We start from the raw sequence: 17,649 nt of genomic DNA, 5'->3' as shown, positions 1-17,649 counted from the left end.
GGACTCTCATTGGTTGAGCATTCTACTTGATGCAACAGTTCAATAAAAGTCAATCAAACAGTTCGGCTATAATTATTCGGGAAATTTTAACGAAACTTCGCTAAATTACCTCCTTGATTATAGACTTTGATTGCACATTATTCGCTATCACACCATTGGGCTACCCTATGAAAATACCATCATTTTTTCGTTTACTCCCCCTCTCCGCTGTTTTGCTGACGGCTTGTACCGTTACACAGGCACCAGACGGAACAGGGTCAATGAGCTCCCCGCAATGGAATGATCGCAAAGCACAATTGCAAAATTTGACTCATTATCAAACCCGGGGATCTTTCGCTTATCTGGCAAATGAAAAGAAAGTGTATGCCCGTTTTTTCTGGCAACAATATGCGGCAAATAACTACAAGCTACTTCTGCTAAATCCATTAGGGACAACTGAACTGGAATTATCTGTTCAGCCTAATATCACCCAGATTACGGACAATGAAGGGAAAAAATATATCAGTAATAATCCGGAAGAACTGATTTATAAGCTTACCAATATGAATATTCCTCTGGATAATCTGAAAAGCTGGATTATCGGCCTGCCCGGCAATGCCCGCGATTTTCAGCTGGATAAAAACTATCTGCTTAAATCGGTAAGCGATAAAGAAAATGGTGAAATCTGGCAGGTAAATTATCAGGGATACGATACGTCAGTGACTCCCGCCTTACCAAACCGGCTGGAACTGACCCAAGGTAAAAACCGTATTAAACTGAAAATGGATAACTGGACTACCCAATAATGACTTTGACCTGGCCTTCTCCGGCAAAATTAAATTTATTTTTATATATCACCGGGCGCCGTTCTGATGGCTATCATGAACTACAAACACTGTTTCAGTTTCTGGATTATGGTGATGAAATAACCATCACTCCCCGTCAGGATAATCAGATCCGCCTGCTGACACCCGTTAAAGGTGTGCCAAATGACGATAATCTGATCGTCCGGGCTGCGCGGTTATTACAAGAGCACGCTGAAAAGCAGTCAATCGGCACCCAATACCGGGGCGCAGATATCCACATTCATAAACGTCTGCCTATGGGTGGCGGTCTGGGTGGTGGCTCTTCCAATGCAGCCACGGTACTGATTGCCCTGAACTATCACTGGCAGACAAACCTGTCGGATGATGAACTGGCACAACTTGGCGTCACCCTCGGCGCGGACGTTCCTGTCTTCGTTAAAGGACACGCAGCTTTTGCCGAAGGCATCGGTGAAAAACTCCAACCAGCCTCACCTGAAGAGAAATGGTTTCTGGTTGCTCACCCCGGAATTGAGATCCCGACCCCAAAAATATTCACAGATCCTGAATTAAAAAGAAATTCTCCGATCCGCACTTTACCCGCATTATTACAGGCACCATTCAAAAATGATTGTGAGCCAATCGCAAGAAAACGTTTCCGTAAGGTTGAACAGCTTCTTTCATGGCTGTTAGAATACACCCCGTCACGCCTGACCGGGACAGGTGCATGTGTTTTCGGCGAGTTCGAATCAGAAGCATCAGCCCGTAAGGTGTTAAATCAAGCCCCAGAGTGGATGCAGGGCTTTGTTGCGCGTGGCGTTAACATTTCACCATTGCATACATTTCGCTGTAAACAAACAGCTCTGGGATAAACATGTTATTGAACCAATGGATCGTTGTTTTGCTTTAATGAGTAGCGGTTTGATTGGTCAACAATATCTCTCTGGACGCAAGCCTGAGGTTTTTCTCGTGCCCGATATGAAGCTTTTTGCTGGTAATGCCACCCCTGAACTAGCACAACGTGTTGCCAACCGTCTGTACACAAGCCTGGGAGACGCTGCTGTCGGTCGTTTCAGCGACGGTGAAGTCAGTGTTCAAATCAATGAAAATGTACGCGGTGGCGATGTATTCATCATCCAGTCCACTTGTGCACCAACCAACGATAACCTGATGGAATTGGTCGTTATGGTCGATGCGCTGCGTCGCGCTTCTGCCGGACGTATTACCGCAGTAATTCCTTACTTTGGTTATGCCCGTCAGGATCGTCGTGTTCGTTCAGCGCGTGTGCCTATCACTGCCAAAGTCGTTGCGGACTTTTTGTCCAGCGTTGGTGTAGACCGTGTTCTCACGGTTGACCTGCACGCCGAGCAGATCCAAGGCTTCTTTGATGTTCCGGTTGATAATGTATTTGGTAGCCCAATCCTGCTGGAAGATATGCTCCAGAAAGGGCTGGAAAACCCGATTGTTGTTTCTCCAGATATTGGTGGTGTTGTTCGCGCCCGTGCTATTGCTAAGCTGCTGAATGATACTGACATGGCTATTATTGATAAGCGCCGCCCACGTGCGAACGTTTCTCAAGTTATGCATATCATTGGTGATGTTGCAGGCCGTGACTGCATTCTGGTTGATGACATGATCGACACAGGTGGCACGCTGTGTAAAGCCGCTGAAGCACTGAAAGAGCGCGGAGCTAAGCGAGTGTTTGCTTATGCAACACACCCAATCTTCTCTGGTAATGCTGTAGAAAACATCAAGAACTCAGTGATAGATGAATTTATTGTCTGTGACACAATTCCTCTGTCTGATGAGGTCAAGGCGTTGAACAAAGTTCGTACTCTGACACTGTCTGGCATGCTTGCTGAAGCAATCCGCCGTATCAGCAATGAAGAGTCAATCTCTGCAATGTTTGAACACTAAGATATAAGCCAGTGCAGATTTTGAGCACAAACTTATACAAGTGATTAAATAAATCATCGCTGAAAAAACCCGTTGGTGCGCCTGTACCAGCGGGTTTTTCTGTTTATTTAGCAATCAGATGAAATAATTAGATATTGGTTTAGTTAATCAAGATGATATTCACAACATAAAAATAATCATCCATATCAACAAGTTAATCTGATTTATGATTAATATCTCAGGAAAACTCGCCATCAACATATCAGAACAGAAAAACAACAATCATATCTGTGCATAACAAATCATCTGGTACGTCCAGTCCTCTATAAACGTAACAATACTGGTGCGCCCGTGTGGTTGCTGCTAACCTGTCGCCGTTTTGAAAACTGACGATAAAAATACCTTAAAAAAACAACAATTATGTTAGTAAATATTTTTCATCGAAAAAATTAAAATTATCTGATGAGATAAATTTCAGGCTCATTTGGACTACTCAGACAGGAAACACCATTCAATCCAGAAAAGTTGTTCCCCATAGATTATTGATCTGACCAGCCAGATATCAATCAGACATATTCAACCTATCAGCACCTTCAAACTTATGAAGAGGCGTCGCTTAGGCTTTGCCATTAAAAAAAGCCGATGCTGCTGATAAATAAAAACTATTTAAGTAAGGATAATGCTAATGAAAAAGGCATTTTTATTCACACCAGCACTGTTAGCACTTTCAATCAGCACCATTTCTAATGCCCATGCTTATGACAATCTTTATGTTTTTGGCGATAGTTTGAGTGATACTGGAAATACTAAAGGTGTAGAACGTTTCACAACGGATGGTAAAACTAGCCAGCTTTATAATGAATATCTTGCTAAAAAACTTGCAAATATCGAATTAAAACCCTCCAGTGAAGAAGGCGGCACCAACTATTCACAAGCAGGCTCGACAGCTCTTAAAGAATATAGTGAGCGTGGTCTTGGGACTAAGGAACAAGTAAGTCAGTATTTGGCACAGCATAATCAACAGGCTGACTCTAATGGAATCTATATCCATTGGGTAGGTGGGAATGATCTTGCAGCAGCATTAATCGCAGGAAGTAAAAATCCGAAGGACCCTTCTGAATCGTATGACATTGTCGGGAAAAGTGCTACAGAAGCATCAAGGCAGATCACTCAATTGGTGAACGCTGGCGCCGGCTTGGTCATAGCGCCAACTGTGCCTGATGTCGGCACTACTCCAAGAATGTTAGAAACATTACTTAGCCAAGCTATGTTTAATCAAGCTTTAGTAGCTAAAGGTATTGATCCTAATGTTTTTAACGAACCAACAAAAGACAAAGAAAAAGCCGCTGACAAAGTAGCCATTGAACAAAAAATCAAAAATGATCCTGAATTTCAAAAAACAGGCAAAGAAACCTTAACATTAGTCCATGATGGTATTAATAGTTACGAAACTCCTTCTGGTGTTTTCCGTGATAAAGTTCTTGAAGGCACCTTGAAAGTAGTTGCCGCAAAGGCAGCCGCAAAATCAGCTCAAGCTGATATGGACAAGGCCGCAACTCCAGAGGAAAAAGCTAAAGTTCAGGCTGAAATCAACACTAAAACCGAAGAGTTATATAAACAACTTATTACCGCCTATGGTGATGCAAGTGAAGGTGCAACAAAACTCACCGATGCTTATAACGAATTAGTGGATAAACAAATCAGCGAGAGCAAGGGCAATATCCTGCGTGCAGATATCAACGGTCTGCTAAAGGAAGTGATCGACAATCCTTATAGTTATGGTATTCAAAATACATTAGGTTATGCCTGCCCTCAGGGACAGTCAGCCAGTGAATGTGTTTCTAAAATAGACGGAAAGGATAATCCTGAATTCAATAATATCAGAGAATTTTTATTCGCTGATCAATTCCACCCAACTCCACTAGCACACAAAATTATGGGCCAATACATAGAATCCATCTATATTGCCCCATCACAGGTTATGACCCTGAATCAGGTCAACCGTGCTCCGGTTAAAGGTACGCGGGCTTCCCTTGATGGTCATCTGCAACAACTGCGCAGCGGTGGTAATGAACAGGGGAAAACGGGTGTATTCGGTGGCTATAGCGGCGGCCGTAATACCACCTTTACCTTAGGTGGTGATTATCAGCTGACAGAAAGTCTGTTACTGGGTGCTCTGTACTCTAACGATAATACTGAGCGTTCACCGACTTCTAACTTCTCCTATCAAAGTGATGCACATGTTGCCACTGCCTATGGCTTGTGGAACGTATTTAACAAAGCATGGCTAAGTGGTGATCTCCACTATGCGGACATCAATTACGACAGCTTAACCCGTAGCATCCAACTGGGTCAGGCAACTCGCAGAGAAGTAGGCTCAACTACAGGTAGACAATGGGGTGCCCGTCTTACTGCCAACTGGGATATCCCAGTCACCAACATCGTAACTACCAGCCCGATTGTACAGTTCAGCTGGGATAAAGGTGATGTTAAAGGCTATCGCGAATCTGGTCATCAAAGTTCTGCCATGAACTTCAGTGGTCAGAACTACACCTCTAAAATCGCTACACTGGGCTGGCGTGTAGATACTCAGCTGGGTCGTTTCAACCCATATGCGTCTGTTCAGTTTAACCACCAGTTCGGCGATACCCAGTCTAAAATGCGCAGTGCCATTAACTCTACCCAAACATCGTTTGTTGTGGATAGTGGCAAACAGAGCAAAGACTGGCGTCAATATACTGTAGGTGCAAATGCTAATCTGTTCGGTAACGTACGCGGTTTTGCATCCGTCACCCGTAATGAAGGCAGTGCACAAGATGCTAACTATGATTTCAGCTTAGGTATCAACGCCAGCTTCTGATTTTGTAGGCAATAAACACGATAGAAGTCGATTAATTTTAATCAGCTGATTAATTAAAAATGCAGGGCAACAATGTTGTGCCCTGCATTTTTTCATCCCCTTCAAATCCCTTCTTCAGCCTAAATCCGCATAAAACTTAACACTGAAATAATATAAATATACTGGGTTAACTATTTCAGACACACTGGTCAGACATCACATTATTTACAAATAATTCAATGTGATATGGATTATTTTTTACGTTTGAACATACTCTAATTTAGTCAATTGTTATCAGATGGTTAACAACTTGATAGAAATCACAAAATATTTAACCTGTCAGCACCTCAAAACTTCCGAAAAGGCGTTGCTCAGACTTCGTCATTAAAAAAATTGGGGAACTGATAAATAACAAAAAACTATTTATGGAGAATACCAGTGAAAAAGGCTTTTTTATTTGCACCTGCCCTATTAGCGCTTTCAGTCAGCACCATTGCTAATGCTCAGTCTTATAATATTCTTTGTACGAATGGAAATAGTTTAAGCGATAGTGGAAATAATGGAGTCTACACCTCTGACCAAAAAGAAGTGTATAGCCAATATGTTTCTCGGGTATCACTTAACCAAGACCACTTTAGTTCAAAACATGGTGGCACCAATCTTGCAGTAGGTGGTGCAACAGCTATCAGTAAGTTGAATCCTAAAAATCCTGATAATACAACAGATAACCAGCTCAAAGACGTTCTGAGAAATAATAATTGCGTAGATCCTAATGCTATCTTTATACACTGGATAGGTGGGAACGATATTGCTCAAACGTTACAAAATACTTTAGGCGATCCCAATAAAGCATATAGTGAGCTTATAGAGAGTGCAGAAGCAGCTGCAGGGCAGATTAACCAACTGGTGGATGCAGGAGTTGGGTTGATCATTGCACCAACCATTCCTGATGTTGGTATGGCTCCTAGAGTGTTAGACGAAGTTTTAACAATGGGATTGGAAAAAGAGTTAAAAAATAAAGGAATATCAGAGGACAAAATTAAAGTTATTATAAAAGGAACTTTAGGTAAAGTTCACTCAGATATTAATGATGCTGATCTCCCTAATGGTGAAGCACGTCATCTGGCTCTCCAAAAAGTCTTTGATTCTCTAGCTCAAAAAGCCAGTAAAGACTTTAATTTAGACGCTGAAAAAGTAAAAAAAAATCTGACTGAGGGATATTCCAAAGCCAGTATGCTCGCAACAAAGTACACTAAAGATTATAACAAGATAGTGGATGATAAAATCAGCGCAAATAACGGCAATATTCTACGTGCCGATATCTACGGTCTATTGCATGAAGTTATCGATAATCCATTTAGTTATGGTTTTAATAATAATCTTGGTTATTCCTGTGCCGTAGGTAAAAGCTCCCGTTACTGCAAGTCTGAAGATGCTGACTTTGATAAACGCAAAGAGTTTATATTCTCTGACAATTTCCACCCATCACCATTAGCACACAAAATTATGGGTCAATATATAGTATCCACCCTTATCGCCCCATCCCAGGTTATGACCCTGAATCAGGTCAACCGCACCCCGGTTAAAGGCACCCGTGCCTCCCTTGATGGTCATCTGCAACAGCTACGCCATACCGGCAATGAACAGGGGAAATTTGGGGTTTTCGGTAGCTATACCGATAACCGTCATGATTCCTTTACGTTAGGCGGCGATTACCAACTGGCGGAAAACTTTTTACTGGGCGCTCTGTACTCCAACAACAAATTTGATCGTTCCCCTGTTTCTAACTTTACTTACGAAGGAAATGGGCATGTGGCAACCGGTTATGCACTGTGGAACCTCTTTGATAACGCATGGCTGAGTGGTGATATTCACTATGCCCGTATCAATTACGATAGCCTGACCCGCAGTATCCAGCTTGGTCAGGCAAACCGCAAAGAGACAGGCTCAACCACCGGTAAACAATGGGGTGCCCGCCTTACCGCTAACTGGGATATTCCTGTCACTGATATCGTCACCACCAGTCCGATTGTGCAGTTCAGCTGGGATAAAGGTGATGTTAAAGGCTATCACGAATCCGGCAATAACAGTTCTGCCATGCGTTTCAGTGACCAAAATTACACCTCTAAAGTCGGGACACTGGGCTGGCGTGTAGATACCCAGCTGGGTCGTTTCAACCCATATGCGTCTATTCAGTTTAATCACCAGTTCGGTGATACCCAGTACAAACTGCGCAGTGCTATTCTATCAACCAAAACATCGTTTGTTACGGATAGCAGTAAACAGAGCAAAGACTGGCGTCAATATACTATAGGTGCGAACGCCAATCTGTTCGGTAATATCCATGGTTTTGCTTCCGTTACCCGTAATGAAGGCAGCTCACAGGATCCAAACTACAATTTCAGTCTGGGTGTTAGCTCCCGCTTCTGATTTGATGTCGTAAAAAATAAAGCGCACGGGAAAGAAACTCTCCCATGCGCTTTTCTTTTTCCGTCACATTTTCTCTTTCTATATACATACATCCGCATCACGTTGATTTTTCGTATAAGTAACCAGAAGTAATATCGTATTGAAATTATCAGGGAATATAAGGAGTCAACTCTTAATCCAACAATATCGGGAGGATAAGAGCTGAGAGGAAAGCAATGGTTACGTTCTCTGGAGAACTCCAATGAAAAAAATACTTTTCGGAATATCAACTACAACACTACTTTTATCCAGTTTCATTACAAATTCCTATGCTTATGATACTACCTATGTCTTCGGCGATAGTCTGAGTGACGGCGGGAATAAAGGACGTTATACAACCGACGGAGCAAATAGTGAACTGTATGATGAATATGTGAGCCGCCACATTACCGGTAAAGACTTAACTCCTTCCAAGAAAAACGGAACTAACTACGCTGAAGGAGGTGCAACCGCACTGCCGATGCCAGAACACCAGGATACAACAGAAAAGCAGCTGGATAATTATCTTAAACAACACGGAGGAAAAGCCGATCCAAATGGTATCTATATTCATTGGGTCGGTGGTAATGACATGACTGCTGCTTTACAAGCTTATAATATTATGTCGGATGATTCTAAAAAATCACATGAAATTGTTGATGCCAGTGCAAATGCCACATCAAACCAAATCAACACGCTGGTCAAAGCCGGAGCCGGACTAATCATCGTACCAACCGTTCCTGATGTGGGAACAACGCCCAAACTTATGGAAACATTGGTTGAAAAGGAATTAGTCACCATGGGCAAAACTCCGGAGCAGATTAAAGAAGTATTAGAAAAGATCCGTCAGGAGGTTAATAAACACGATATTCCCAGCGGTGAAGCTCGTGAAATGGCGATTAATAAACTCCTTGAAGAATTGGCAAAAAAGTCTGGAATAGATGTAACAATACTGAAGTATGCTTATAACAAATACCGCCAAAAAGCCACCGAGTTCACCGATAGTTATAACCAACAGGTAGATGATAAAATCAGTCAAAGTCATGGCAATATCCTGCGTGCTGATATTAATGCTCTACTACGCGAAGTCATGGAAAACCCCTATGCATACGGTATTCAAAATACATTAGGTTACCCTTGCCCTCAGGGAGAACTTGCTGATCAGTGTTCTTCACAAGATACAAATTTTGATAAAGACAAAGAATTCTTATTCTCTGATGGCTTCCACCCGACCCCATATGTTCATCATGTCACCGGTCAATACATTACCTCAATCTATACTGCACCATTCCTTGTGGCATCACTAACTAGTGTCAATCAACTCCCGGTCAAAGGTGTTCGTTCATTCCTTGATGGCCACTTACAGCAGCTCCGCGATGCCGGTAATACACCGGGAAAAATCGGCGTATTTGGCGGTTATACACATAGCGGTAATGATAGCTTCACGTTGGGTAGTGACTACCAGCTGACAGATAATCTATTACTGGGAGCGCTCTATTCTCACTACGAGGATGAACGAACTCTCGCTTCCAGCTTCACTTATGAAGGGCTGGGACATACTGTCATCGCTTACGGACTGTGGAATCTCTATGGCAACGCGTGGCTGAGTGGTGATCTCCACTATTCGCATATAAATTACGATAGCCTGATCCGTAATATTGAGCTTGGTGAAGCTACCCGTAGAGAAATTGGTTCAACATTGGGTAAACAATGGGGTGCCCGCATTACTGCCAACTGGAATATTCCTGTGACTGAAGTCATCACTACCAGCCCGATTGTGCAGTTTATCTGGGATAAAGGTGATGTTAATGGTTATCGTGAACACGAAAATAACAGTACATCCATGCACTTTTCTGGTCAGAGATATACGTCTGAAGTTGGTACACTGGGCTGGCGTGTAGACACTCAGTTAGGTCGCTTTAATCCTTATGCTTCTGTTCAGTTTAATCGCCAGTTCGGGGATCTCAGCACCAAAATACGCAGTGCTATTAATGCCACCAAAACTTCCTTTGTAATAAAAAGTAGTAAACGGAGCAAAAACTGGCGGCAATATACCCTTGGGATGAATATGGGACTGGTCAATAACCTACATAGTTTTATTACTGTAACCCGTAATGAAGGTAGCGGTGAGGAGCCTGACTATAATTTCAGTCTGGGAATTAATGCAATATTCTAAGATTCATTACCTTTCAAGTTGCAGCGTTATCAGCTGCAACTTGAAATAACTGAAATATGTTAATAACCCAGCTAACAAAATACCCGTGTTATATTGTGTGCAATGCTAATAATAGCGTTATATCAAAATATAAATATATCTTAATAAAATTACGAATGCTTATGTTGTTTTTTGCGACGATAGCGCTCATCATGATTTTTCAACCACCAATACTTATCCGTAATATGCTCCCGCCCTCCAAGACTAGCGCCACCCAACCAAATAAGTGCACCGACAAATAACCCTATCAGTGCAACTCCCGCAAAAAATTCAGATTCCTTGATACTAAATATATGGCTGAGCAAGACATAGGCTAGACTAATAAGCATCCCAGCCATACCTAATCCCATAAAAATATTGCCCAGAATAAACGCTTTTTTACGTCCCATAGCCAACCTCCAATACTTTTTGTGAACGTAATTTGTTTACAAACGAACTCAAAAGCACGAAAGCGGATGCCTCCTAGTTATTATAGCCATAGTATTAAACAGGTTATTGCGCCAGTGATCACAAGCTGTGCAAATTTTAACTTATTTTTAATACCGACATCCTATTATCTAATATCATAATCAATTTTGTACTCAAGCTCTGAGGCAGGTAAACTAGGCCTCTTTTTTTAATACATTAATGCCAATAAGCGAAACCAAACTGTGAGTAACATAAAATTAATCGTTGGTCTGGCAAACCCCGGGGCTGAATATGCTCAAACCCGTCATAATGCAGGAGCATGGTTTGTCGATTTATTAGCACAGCGCCATAACCAGTCTTTAAAAGAAGAAAGTAAATTTTTCGGTTATACCACTCGCATTAATATGAACGGGCAAGATGTCCGCCTACTGGTGCCAACGACATTCATGAACCTCAGTGGTAAGTCTGTTCTTGCCCTGGCTGGATTTTACCGTATCCAGCCGGATGAAATTCTGGTTGCACATGATGAGCTTGATCTCCCGCCGGGTGTGGCAAAAATGAAGCTGGGCGGCAGTAATGGCGGGCATAACGGACTGAAAGATATCCAGAACAAATTTGGTAATAATCCTAATTTCCATCGTCTGAGGATTGGTATCGGCCATCCGGGTGATAAAAACAAAGTTGTGGGATTTGTACTTGGCAAGCCACCGCTCGGTGAACAAAAGCTGATTGATGATGCTATCGCTGAAGCATTAAGCTGTACTGATATTCTTATGAAAGATGGCATGAGCAAAGCCATTAACCGCCTGCACGCATTTAAAGCCAGTGCCTGACGGGAGTACATGGCACGTGATGCTATTGCGTGTATAATGGCGCCAATTTTATATAACTCACCGACAGGTTATGCCCTATGGCTTTTCAGCCAGACAAAGAGCATCTTCATTGTTGGTGTATAAGTAATCAAAGGTGATAAATTTATGGGATTCAAATGCGGTATCGTTGGCCTGCCTAACGTCGGGAAATCTACATTATTCAATGCGCTGACCAAAGCAGGTATCGAAGCAGCAAACTTCCCTTTCTGCACTATCGAGCCAAATACCGGTGTTGTTCCGATGCCGGATCCACGCCTCGACAAGCTGGCTGAAATTGTTAAACCACAGCGCATTCTGCCAACCACAATGGAATTTGTGGATATTGCCGGTCTGGTAAAAGGCGCGTCAAAAGGCGAAGGTCTGGGTAACCAGTTCCTGACCAACATTCGTGAAACTGAAGCGATTGGTCACGTTGTACGTTGCTTCGACAATGACAATATCATTCACGTTTCCGGTCAGGTTGATCCGGCGGCTGATATTGACGTTATCAATACTGAGCTGGCCCTGTCAGATCTGGAAACCTGTGAGCGTGCTATCCAGCGCGTCCAGAAAAAAGCCAAAGGTGGCGATAAAGACGCTAAAACTGAATTAGCCGCACTGGAAAAATGTCTCCCACACCTTGAACAGGCAGGCATGTTGCGTGCTTTAGACCTGAGTGTGGAAGAAAAAGCAGCTATTCGTTACCTGAGCTTCCTGACCCTGAAACCAACAATGTACATTGCTAACGTCAATGAAGATGGTTTTGAAAACAACCCACATCTTGACACCGTTCGTGCCATTGCTGCGCAGGAAGGTTCTGTGGTTGTTCCTGTTTGTGCTGCAATTGAAGCAGATATCGCAGAACTGGAAGATGAAGACCGTGAAGAATTTATGGCTGAAATGGGGCTGGAAGAACCGGGCCTGAACCGTGTTATTCGCGCCGGGTACGAACTGTTGAATCTGCAAACCTATTTCACCGCTGGTGTGAAAGAAGTCCGCGCATGGACAATTCCGGTAGGCGCAACTGCACCACAAGCAGCGGGTAAAATCCATACTGATTTTGAAAAAGGATTTATCCGTGCTCAGACTATTGCATTTGAAGATTTCATCACCTATAAAGGCGAACAAGGTGCAAAAGAAGCAGGCAAAATGCGTGCGGAAGGAAAAGAATATATCGTTAAAGATGGCGATGTAATGAATTTCCTGTTTAACGTGTAACTATCTCCTTCCACTTCAGTGGAACAACTCGTAACTGACGAGTTTTAATATGAAGGCGGCGTTGATATCATAAACATATTCAGCGCCGCACTAAAAAAATTACCAAAACCCTCTTTTTACTACTGGCTAAATATTTAGTCCTCATAACATTTAGTCTTTCAAATTATTTTTCCTTCGCCGCTTACCATTTTATAAACTTACGATTATCAACAAGTAACAGTCATTCTTTTAATTCATCTGATAATTAAACTTTATATTACTTACCTTATTAAGTAATATTTATTACACACTGAACTCTTGCAAACTTAAGTTACTAATCAATGGTAAACGCTCAGTAACCACAAAAATCGATCAGGTTAATCCTAAACCCCATCCAGAAACCGTTTACAAAACAGACATCTGTAGTTATGGCGGGCATAATTACAGCGCATTCAGTTCATTTTTAAAAGTATTACCCATGTTGGAGTCAAATGGTGACTCAGTACTTATCCCAATCCCGTATTCCGCCGCAACAAATATCCGCTGGAACGGTCAAGGGATGGGCAAGAGCCTTGCTTCAAGTACTTCTGTCCATCAACAAATCGAAGAATTGCAAAAAGAGCTTGGTGAATTAAATATATGTAGTTTTAGTAGCGAGAATTGGAGCCCTGACTGGAAATATACAGATGCTTATCAATTACGCAAATTAAAAACAGCATACTTAGGTTTAGTGGATAGGATTGGTAATATATTTAACTAATACTCTATCAACATCATTAATTCATTCTGGAAGGAACTCTTTCCTTCCAGGTTTCCCCTTAACTATCTTATATTAAATAGTTCCCGCATTAAGCCCCGGAAACCTCATTAATGGTTTAAGTAACATTCAGGTTACCTATATTACAGTAAGATAGTATCAAATTCGTCACTCCACTGACATTACCTGATAAATGGCAGCTTTTAGTTACATTCAGGAACATTTCAATCAAATAAAACATGAAGATTAACCATAAATGACTGCTATGAATAAGTTATTTAGGCAAGAAGCCTTAGATAATAAAAAATCCAGATGGACGGGTAAGGCAATATTAATAGCAAAAGTTCCTGCATGGATTATTTGTGTTGCTTCAATCGTTTTTCTGACTATTTTGTTTCTTTTTATTACTTTTGGAAATTATGCAAGACGTATCAATGTTTATGGCGAAGTCATCACTAATCCTCACCCAATAAATATTTTAGCTTCTCAACAAGGCTTTATCTTAAAATCATTTGTTAAAGTCGGTGATATCGTAAAAAAAGGTCAGAAAATTTATCAGGTTGATATTAGCCAAGTGACCGAATCCGGTAAAACCAGCACCAACGCGCAAAACTCCCTCAAAAACCAGCTAACACAAATAAACAAAATCATTGAAAACCTCGAACATAATAAAAGCGTTACTTTAGCCAGCCTTGAGGAACAAAAAAATCAGTATGAGCTATCGCATGAAAAAGACAGGATTATTGTAGAAAATGCACGGCAAGGTGTTGAATTTGCAAAAGAAAACATGAAGAACTATAAAACTTACCAGGAACGGGGGCTTATTACAAAAGATCAGTTTAATAACTACGGTTACTCTTATTACCAGCAACAAAATATGTATCAAAACCTCTATAGCCAATACATCAGCGATTCATTAAAAATCACCAGTCTGAATAGTGACATCATGCTACAAAAAGCCGATTTTGATAAACAGATTTCACAATATAAAATCCAGCAGGATGATTTAAAACAAAAATTAACTGAAATGAATGTCAGCGGATCGATATTTATTACTTCTCCTATTGATGGGCGGATTGAATCCCTGAATTTTACCGATGGTCAAATGGTTGTCACAAATGATAATTTAGTTCAGGTAAGCCCAGATAATGTAAAACCAACTTATTATTTAATTTTGTGGGTTCCTAATAGCAGCTTACCTTATATTAAAAAAGGTGATGGTATTAATATACGCTACGATGCTTTCCCATTTGAAAAATTTGGCCAATTTTCAGGAGACATCAATAACATTTCTTATATTCCTGCCACTGCTCAAGAAATGTCTCATTACAGAAGCTCACCAGTAAATGTCCCCGGAGATAAAACCGAATCATATTATAAAGTTCTGGTTGGCCTGAAGAAAGAACAGTTCAATTATAATGGAAGAAAATTATATTTATCCAACGGAATGAAAGCTCAATCGACCTTTTTCCTTGAAAAAAGACCACTTTATCAGTGGATGTTCTCACCATTCTATGACATGAAAAAAACATTAACAGGCCCTCAAAAATGAATAAAACCTCTTTTGAAACTATCACCGAAAGATTAAATCTAGGATTCAGAAGAAGAGTTCCTAAAATTTTGCAAACCGAAGCGGCCGAATGTGGATTAGCCAGTTTAGCAATGGTATTTCATTATCATGGTCTACAAATTGATTTATCCAGCCTACGCAGCCAATTCGGGATTTCCACCCGCGGCGTAACGCTGACGACACTGATCAATATTGCCACTACCCTTAAGTTCAAAACCAGAGCTGTAGCACTGGAGCTTGATGAGCTTAATGCATTAAAAACCCCCTGTATTTTACATTGGGACATGAATCATTTTGTCGTTCTGGTTAATGTAAAAAAAAATAAAATCACTATCCATGATCCTGCATTCGGGCAACGTGTGATGAATTTTGCGGAAGTATCCAAACACTTTACTGGCATTGCATTAGAAGTATGGCCAGGTAGTGAATTTGTTCCGATAAAAAAACAAAATAAATTACGCATTATCTCCCTGCTGACTAATATTCAGGGAATTAAATCGACACTGAGTAAAATATTTTTCTTATCTCTGGTTATAGAAGCAATTAATATACTCTTGCCAGTCGGAACCCAATTAATAATGGACCATGTCATCATCGCTCAGGATCATAGCCTTCTGAAAATTATTTGCTATGGTCTACTCTTTTTCATTTTATTTAGAGTCAGTGTATCCACATTGCGTAGCTGGACATCCATTACTATGGAAGCATTTGTGGATGTACAATGGAAATCCGGTGTATTTGATCATTTAATGAAATTACCTTTAGCATACTTTGAAAAACGTAAATTAGGTGATATTCAGTCCCGCTTTGGCTCACTCAGTGTAATACGGACAACTTTCACTCAAAATGTTATTAACAGCATTATTGATACTATTATGCTGGTTAGCGTTTTCATTATGATGCTGCTTTATGGTAACTGGCTCGTTTGGGTTGTATTAGGGTTTACTATCATTTATATCATCATAAGATTTATAACCTACCAATATTTCAGACAGCTCTCTGAAGAACAGATAGTTAAAGATGCCAGAGCCAATTCTCATTTTATGGAAACATTATATAGCATTAATACATTAAAGGCACTTGGACTATGTGATAGCCGGGCAAAATCCTGGTTAAATCTGAATATTGATACGCTTAATTCAAATACCAGACTTAACAAGATAGGCTCCATTTTTAATATTGTTAAGGCTTTTATTTCCACGAGTGAGCAAATTATCATTTTGTGGTTAGGAGCATCATTAGTTATAGATAATCATATGACACTTGGGATGTTTGTCGCGTTTAATTCATATCGTGGACAATTTGCTGACAGAGCCAGTAATTTAATTGATATGGCAATGAAATTACGCATGTTAAACTTACATAATGAAAGGATTGCCGATATCGTACTTACTGACACAGAGAAAGAAACGCCAGATAGGGATCTCGGTTTTTCAGGAAAAGCGGTTAATTTAACCATCCATGATTTACATTATCAATATGATAGTTTATCAAAGCCGATTATTTCTGGTTTTAATCTCCATATTAATGCGGGAGAAAGTATCGCCATTGTTGGTCCGTCCGGGGCCGGAAAAACGACATTAATGAAGCTCATGAGTGGTTTGTTAGAGCCCAATAAGGGTACAATTCTAATGAATGGGCTTGATATTAATATTATTGGTTTAAATAACTACCGAAAATGTATTGCCTGTGTTTTACAGGATGATAAATTACTTTCCGGTTCTATCGCAGAAAATATATCCGGGTTTACCCACTCACCAGATGTACACTTCATTCAGGAATGCGCTAAACGTGCAAATATTCATGATGATATTTTATTGATGCCAATGGGATATGAAACACTGATTGGTGAGTTAGGTAATGGATTGTCAGGTGGTCAAATACAACGGCTATTGATTGCAAGAGCGCTGTATCGTCGCCCAAGCATCCTATTTATGGATGAGGCAACCAGCCATCTGGATTTAGATAATGAGTCATATATTAATGAGTCAGTATCTTCATTAAAAATTACCCGAATTATCATTGCGCACAGGCCTTCAACTATCCAATCAGCAGAGCGTGTTATTTCTATCTCTGGCTCTGGGGCTCCCTAATAACCCCATCTGGCAGAATTGATAATATCCCAGAGTAATCTCTGGTGAGAAAAGTTTTTTTTACTCTATAGAGAATAAATTGTGGCCTATAAAAAATCACCCACTCTAATAAAATAGAATGGGTGACTCTTGCCATATGAACTATCAATTAAATAACATCAATAATTGAGTCTACGAATTCTGCACCTTTTTTCATAGCTCCCTTAATATGCTCTCCCGTCTCTTCAGAAATAACACCAAATTTCTCCAAGGCGCCTATTATGCCTTCACCTATTTTTTCACCTATACCCACAATCCCTTCAGCGATCTCTTTCGCGCTAACGCCAGCACCAGCGACTTGCTCCATTTCTTTTTGATTTAACTCTTTCATATATTACCTCATTATAATTAGGATGCTTACTTCAACGATTAAAACATTATTAGCCTTAAAAACCACAATGTAGAATTAATACTCTTATTCATAGTTTCATCTCTGCTACGTCATTACCATATATCACTCAACATTAACTTTTATTAAACCGCTTTGCTATTAATATAGCAATTGTCACACTCTTAACCATAGTAAATAGACTCCATGCTTTACTCATAAAAAT

13 protein-coding genes are annotated in these 17,649 nt (G+C 40.6%); 11 read left to right on the top strand and 2 right to left on the bottom strand.

The genetic code is table 11. The features are described from left to right. The first annotated feature begins 167 nt into the window (after nt 1-167). The 6 genes from lolB (at nt 168) to AACX38_RS16820 (ending at nt 10,141) form a co-directional block, all read left to right on the top strand. Nucleotides 168-785 (top strand): lipoprotein insertase outer membrane protein LolB, encoded by a 618-nt coding sequence (gene lolB / locus AACX38_RS16845; protein ID WP_228863161.1) that lies wholly within the window; start codon nt 168-170, stop codon nt 783-785. Further along, nucleotides 785-1,654: a 4-(cytidine 5'-diphospho)-2-C-methyl-D-erythritol kinase gene (gene ispE, locus AACX38_RS16840; protein ID WP_099111198.1), complete on the top strand. Its 870-nt coding sequence runs from the start codon at nt 785-787 to the stop codon at nt 1,652-1,654. Before lolB ends, ispE begins: the two co-directional genes overlap by 1 nt. A 97-nt stretch (nt 1,655-1,751) precedes the next feature. Continuing rightward, nucleotides 1,752-2,699 (top strand): ribose-phosphate diphosphokinase, encoded by a 948-nt coding sequence (gene prs / locus AACX38_RS16835; protein ID WP_141554498.1) that lies wholly within the window; start codon nt 1,752-1,754, stop codon nt 2,697-2,699. Between the two features lie 664 nt (nt 2,700-3,363). Continuing rightward, nucleotides 3,364-5,538, top strand: coding sequence for an autotransporter domain-containing protein (locus tag AACX38_RS16830; RefSeq protein WP_228863160.1), 2,175 nt, complete (start codon nt 3,364-3,366; stop codon nt 5,536-5,538). 417 nt (nt 5,539-5,955) lie between these two features. Then, nucleotides 5,956-7,947: an autotransporter outer membrane beta-barrel domain-containing protein gene (locus tag AACX38_RS16825; RefSeq protein WP_228863159.1), complete on the top strand. Its 1,992-nt coding sequence runs from the start codon at nt 5,956-5,958 to the stop codon at nt 7,945-7,947. Between the two features lie 241 nt (nt 7,948-8,188). Next, entirely contained in the window at nt 8,189-10,141 is a 1,953-nt protein-coding gene (locus AACX38_RS16820) for an autotransporter domain-containing protein (protein WP_228863158.1), read from the top strand. A gap of 149 nt (nt 10,142-10,290) precedes the next feature. Here AACX38_RS16820 and ychH read toward each other — a convergent pair whose 3' ends face one another. Further along, nucleotides 10,291-10,569 carry a stress-induced protein YchH gene (gene ychH, locus AACX38_RS16815; protein ID WP_228863157.1) on the bottom strand — a complete coding sequence of 93 codons (279 nt, stop codon included), beginning with the start codon at nt 10,567-10,569 and terminating at the stop codon, nt 10,291-10,293. Between the two features lie 261 nt (nt 10,570-10,830). Here ychH and pth point away from each other — a divergent pair, with 261 nt between their 5' ends. The 5 genes from pth to AACX38_RS16790 all read left to right on the top strand — a co-directional run bounded on the left by pth (nt 10,831) and on the right by AACX38_RS16790 (nt 17,056). Beyond that, nucleotides 10,831-11,421 (top strand): aminoacyl-tRNA hydrolase, encoded by a 591-nt coding sequence (gene pth / locus AACX38_RS16810; RefSeq protein ID WP_228863156.1) that lies wholly within the window; start codon nt 10,831-10,833, stop codon nt 11,419-11,421. A gap of 144 nt (nt 11,422-11,565) precedes the next feature. Then, nucleotides 11,566-12,657 (top strand): redox-regulated ATPase YchF, encoded by a 1,092-nt coding sequence (ychF, locus tag AACX38_RS16805; RefSeq protein WP_099121824.1) that lies wholly within the window; start codon nt 11,566-11,568, stop codon nt 12,655-12,657. 457 nt (nt 12,658-13,114) lie between these two features. Next, complete coding sequence (locus AACX38_RS16800; RefSeq protein ID WP_228863155.1) at nt 13,115-13,396, top strand: hypothetical protein; 282 nt, start codon at nt 13,115-13,117, stop codon at nt 13,394-13,396. 253 nt (nt 13,397-13,649) lie between these two features. Next, a complete protein-coding gene (locus tag AACX38_RS16795; protein ID WP_228863154.1) occupies nt 13,650-14,945 on the top strand; it encodes an HlyD family secretion protein in 1,296 nt (431 codons plus the stop codon). Continuing rightward, nucleotides 14,942-17,056 carry a peptidase domain-containing ABC transporter gene (locus tag AACX38_RS16790; protein WP_228863153.1) on the top strand — a complete coding sequence of 705 codons (2,115 nt, stop codon included), beginning with the start codon at nt 14,942-14,944 and terminating at the stop codon, nt 17,054-17,056. Before AACX38_RS16795 ends, AACX38_RS16790 begins: the two co-directional genes overlap by 4 nt. 148 nt (nt 17,057-17,204) lie before the next feature. Here the strand turns inward: AACX38_RS16790 and AACX38_RS16785 are convergent, their stop codons facing one another. Further along, nucleotides 17,205-17,426 carry a hypothetical protein gene (locus AACX38_RS16785; RefSeq protein ID WP_228863152.1) on the bottom strand — a complete coding sequence of 74 codons (222 nt, stop codon included), beginning with the start codon at nt 17,424-17,426 and terminating at the stop codon, nt 17,205-17,207. Nucleotides 17,427-17,649 lie beyond the last annotated feature (223 nt).

The sequence above is a fragment of the Xenorhabdus sp. PB30.3 genome (assembly GCF_963895965.1).
In the GTDB taxonomy this organism is placed as follows: domain Bacteria; phylum Pseudomonadota; class Gammaproteobacteria; order Enterobacterales; family Enterobacteriaceae; genus Xenorhabdus; species Xenorhabdus stockiae.
The sequence above is the reverse complement of the archived record's forward strand: the minus strand, read 5'-3'. Positions and strand labels throughout refer to the sequence as shown.

Excerpts from the sequence above, each read along its gene's own strand:
- lolB (WP_228863161.1), top strand. The coding sequence starts at position 168 with ATGAAAATACCATCATTTTTTCGTTTACTCCCCCTCTCCGCTGTTTTG.
- ispE (WP_099111198.1), top strand. The coding sequence starts at position 785 with ATGACTTTGACCTGGCCTTCTCCGGCAAAATTAAATTTATTTTTATAT.
- AACX38_RS16830 (WP_228863160.1), top strand. The coding sequence starts at position 3,364 with ATGAAAAAGGCATTTTTATTCACACCAGCACTGTTAGCACTTTCAATC.
- AACX38_RS16820 (WP_228863158.1), top strand. The coding sequence starts at position 8,189 with ATGAAAAAAATACTTTTCGGAATATCAACTACAACACTACTTTTATCC.
- ychH (WP_228863157.1), bottom strand. The coding sequence starts at position 10,569 with ATGGGACGTAAAAAAGCGTTTATTCTGGGCAATATTTTTATGGGATTA.
- ychF (WP_099121824.1), top strand. The coding sequence starts at position 11,566 with ATGGGATTCAAATGCGGTATCGTTGGCCTGCCTAACGTCGGGAAATCT.
- AACX38_RS16800 (WP_228863155.1), top strand. The coding sequence starts at position 13,115 with ATGTTGGAGTCAAATGGTGACTCAGTACTTATCCCAATCCCGTATTCC.
- AACX38_RS16795 (WP_228863154.1), top strand. The coding sequence starts at position 13,650 with ATGACTGCTATGAATAAGTTATTTAGGCAAGAAGCCTTAGATAATAAA.
- AACX38_RS16790 (WP_228863153.1), top strand. The coding sequence starts at position 14,942 with ATGAATAAAACCTCTTTTGAAACTATCACCGAAAGATTAAATCTAGGA.
- AACX38_RS16785 (WP_228863152.1), bottom strand. The coding sequence starts at position 17,426 with ATGAAAGAGTTAAATCAAAAAGAAATGGAGCAAGTCGCTGGTGCTGGC.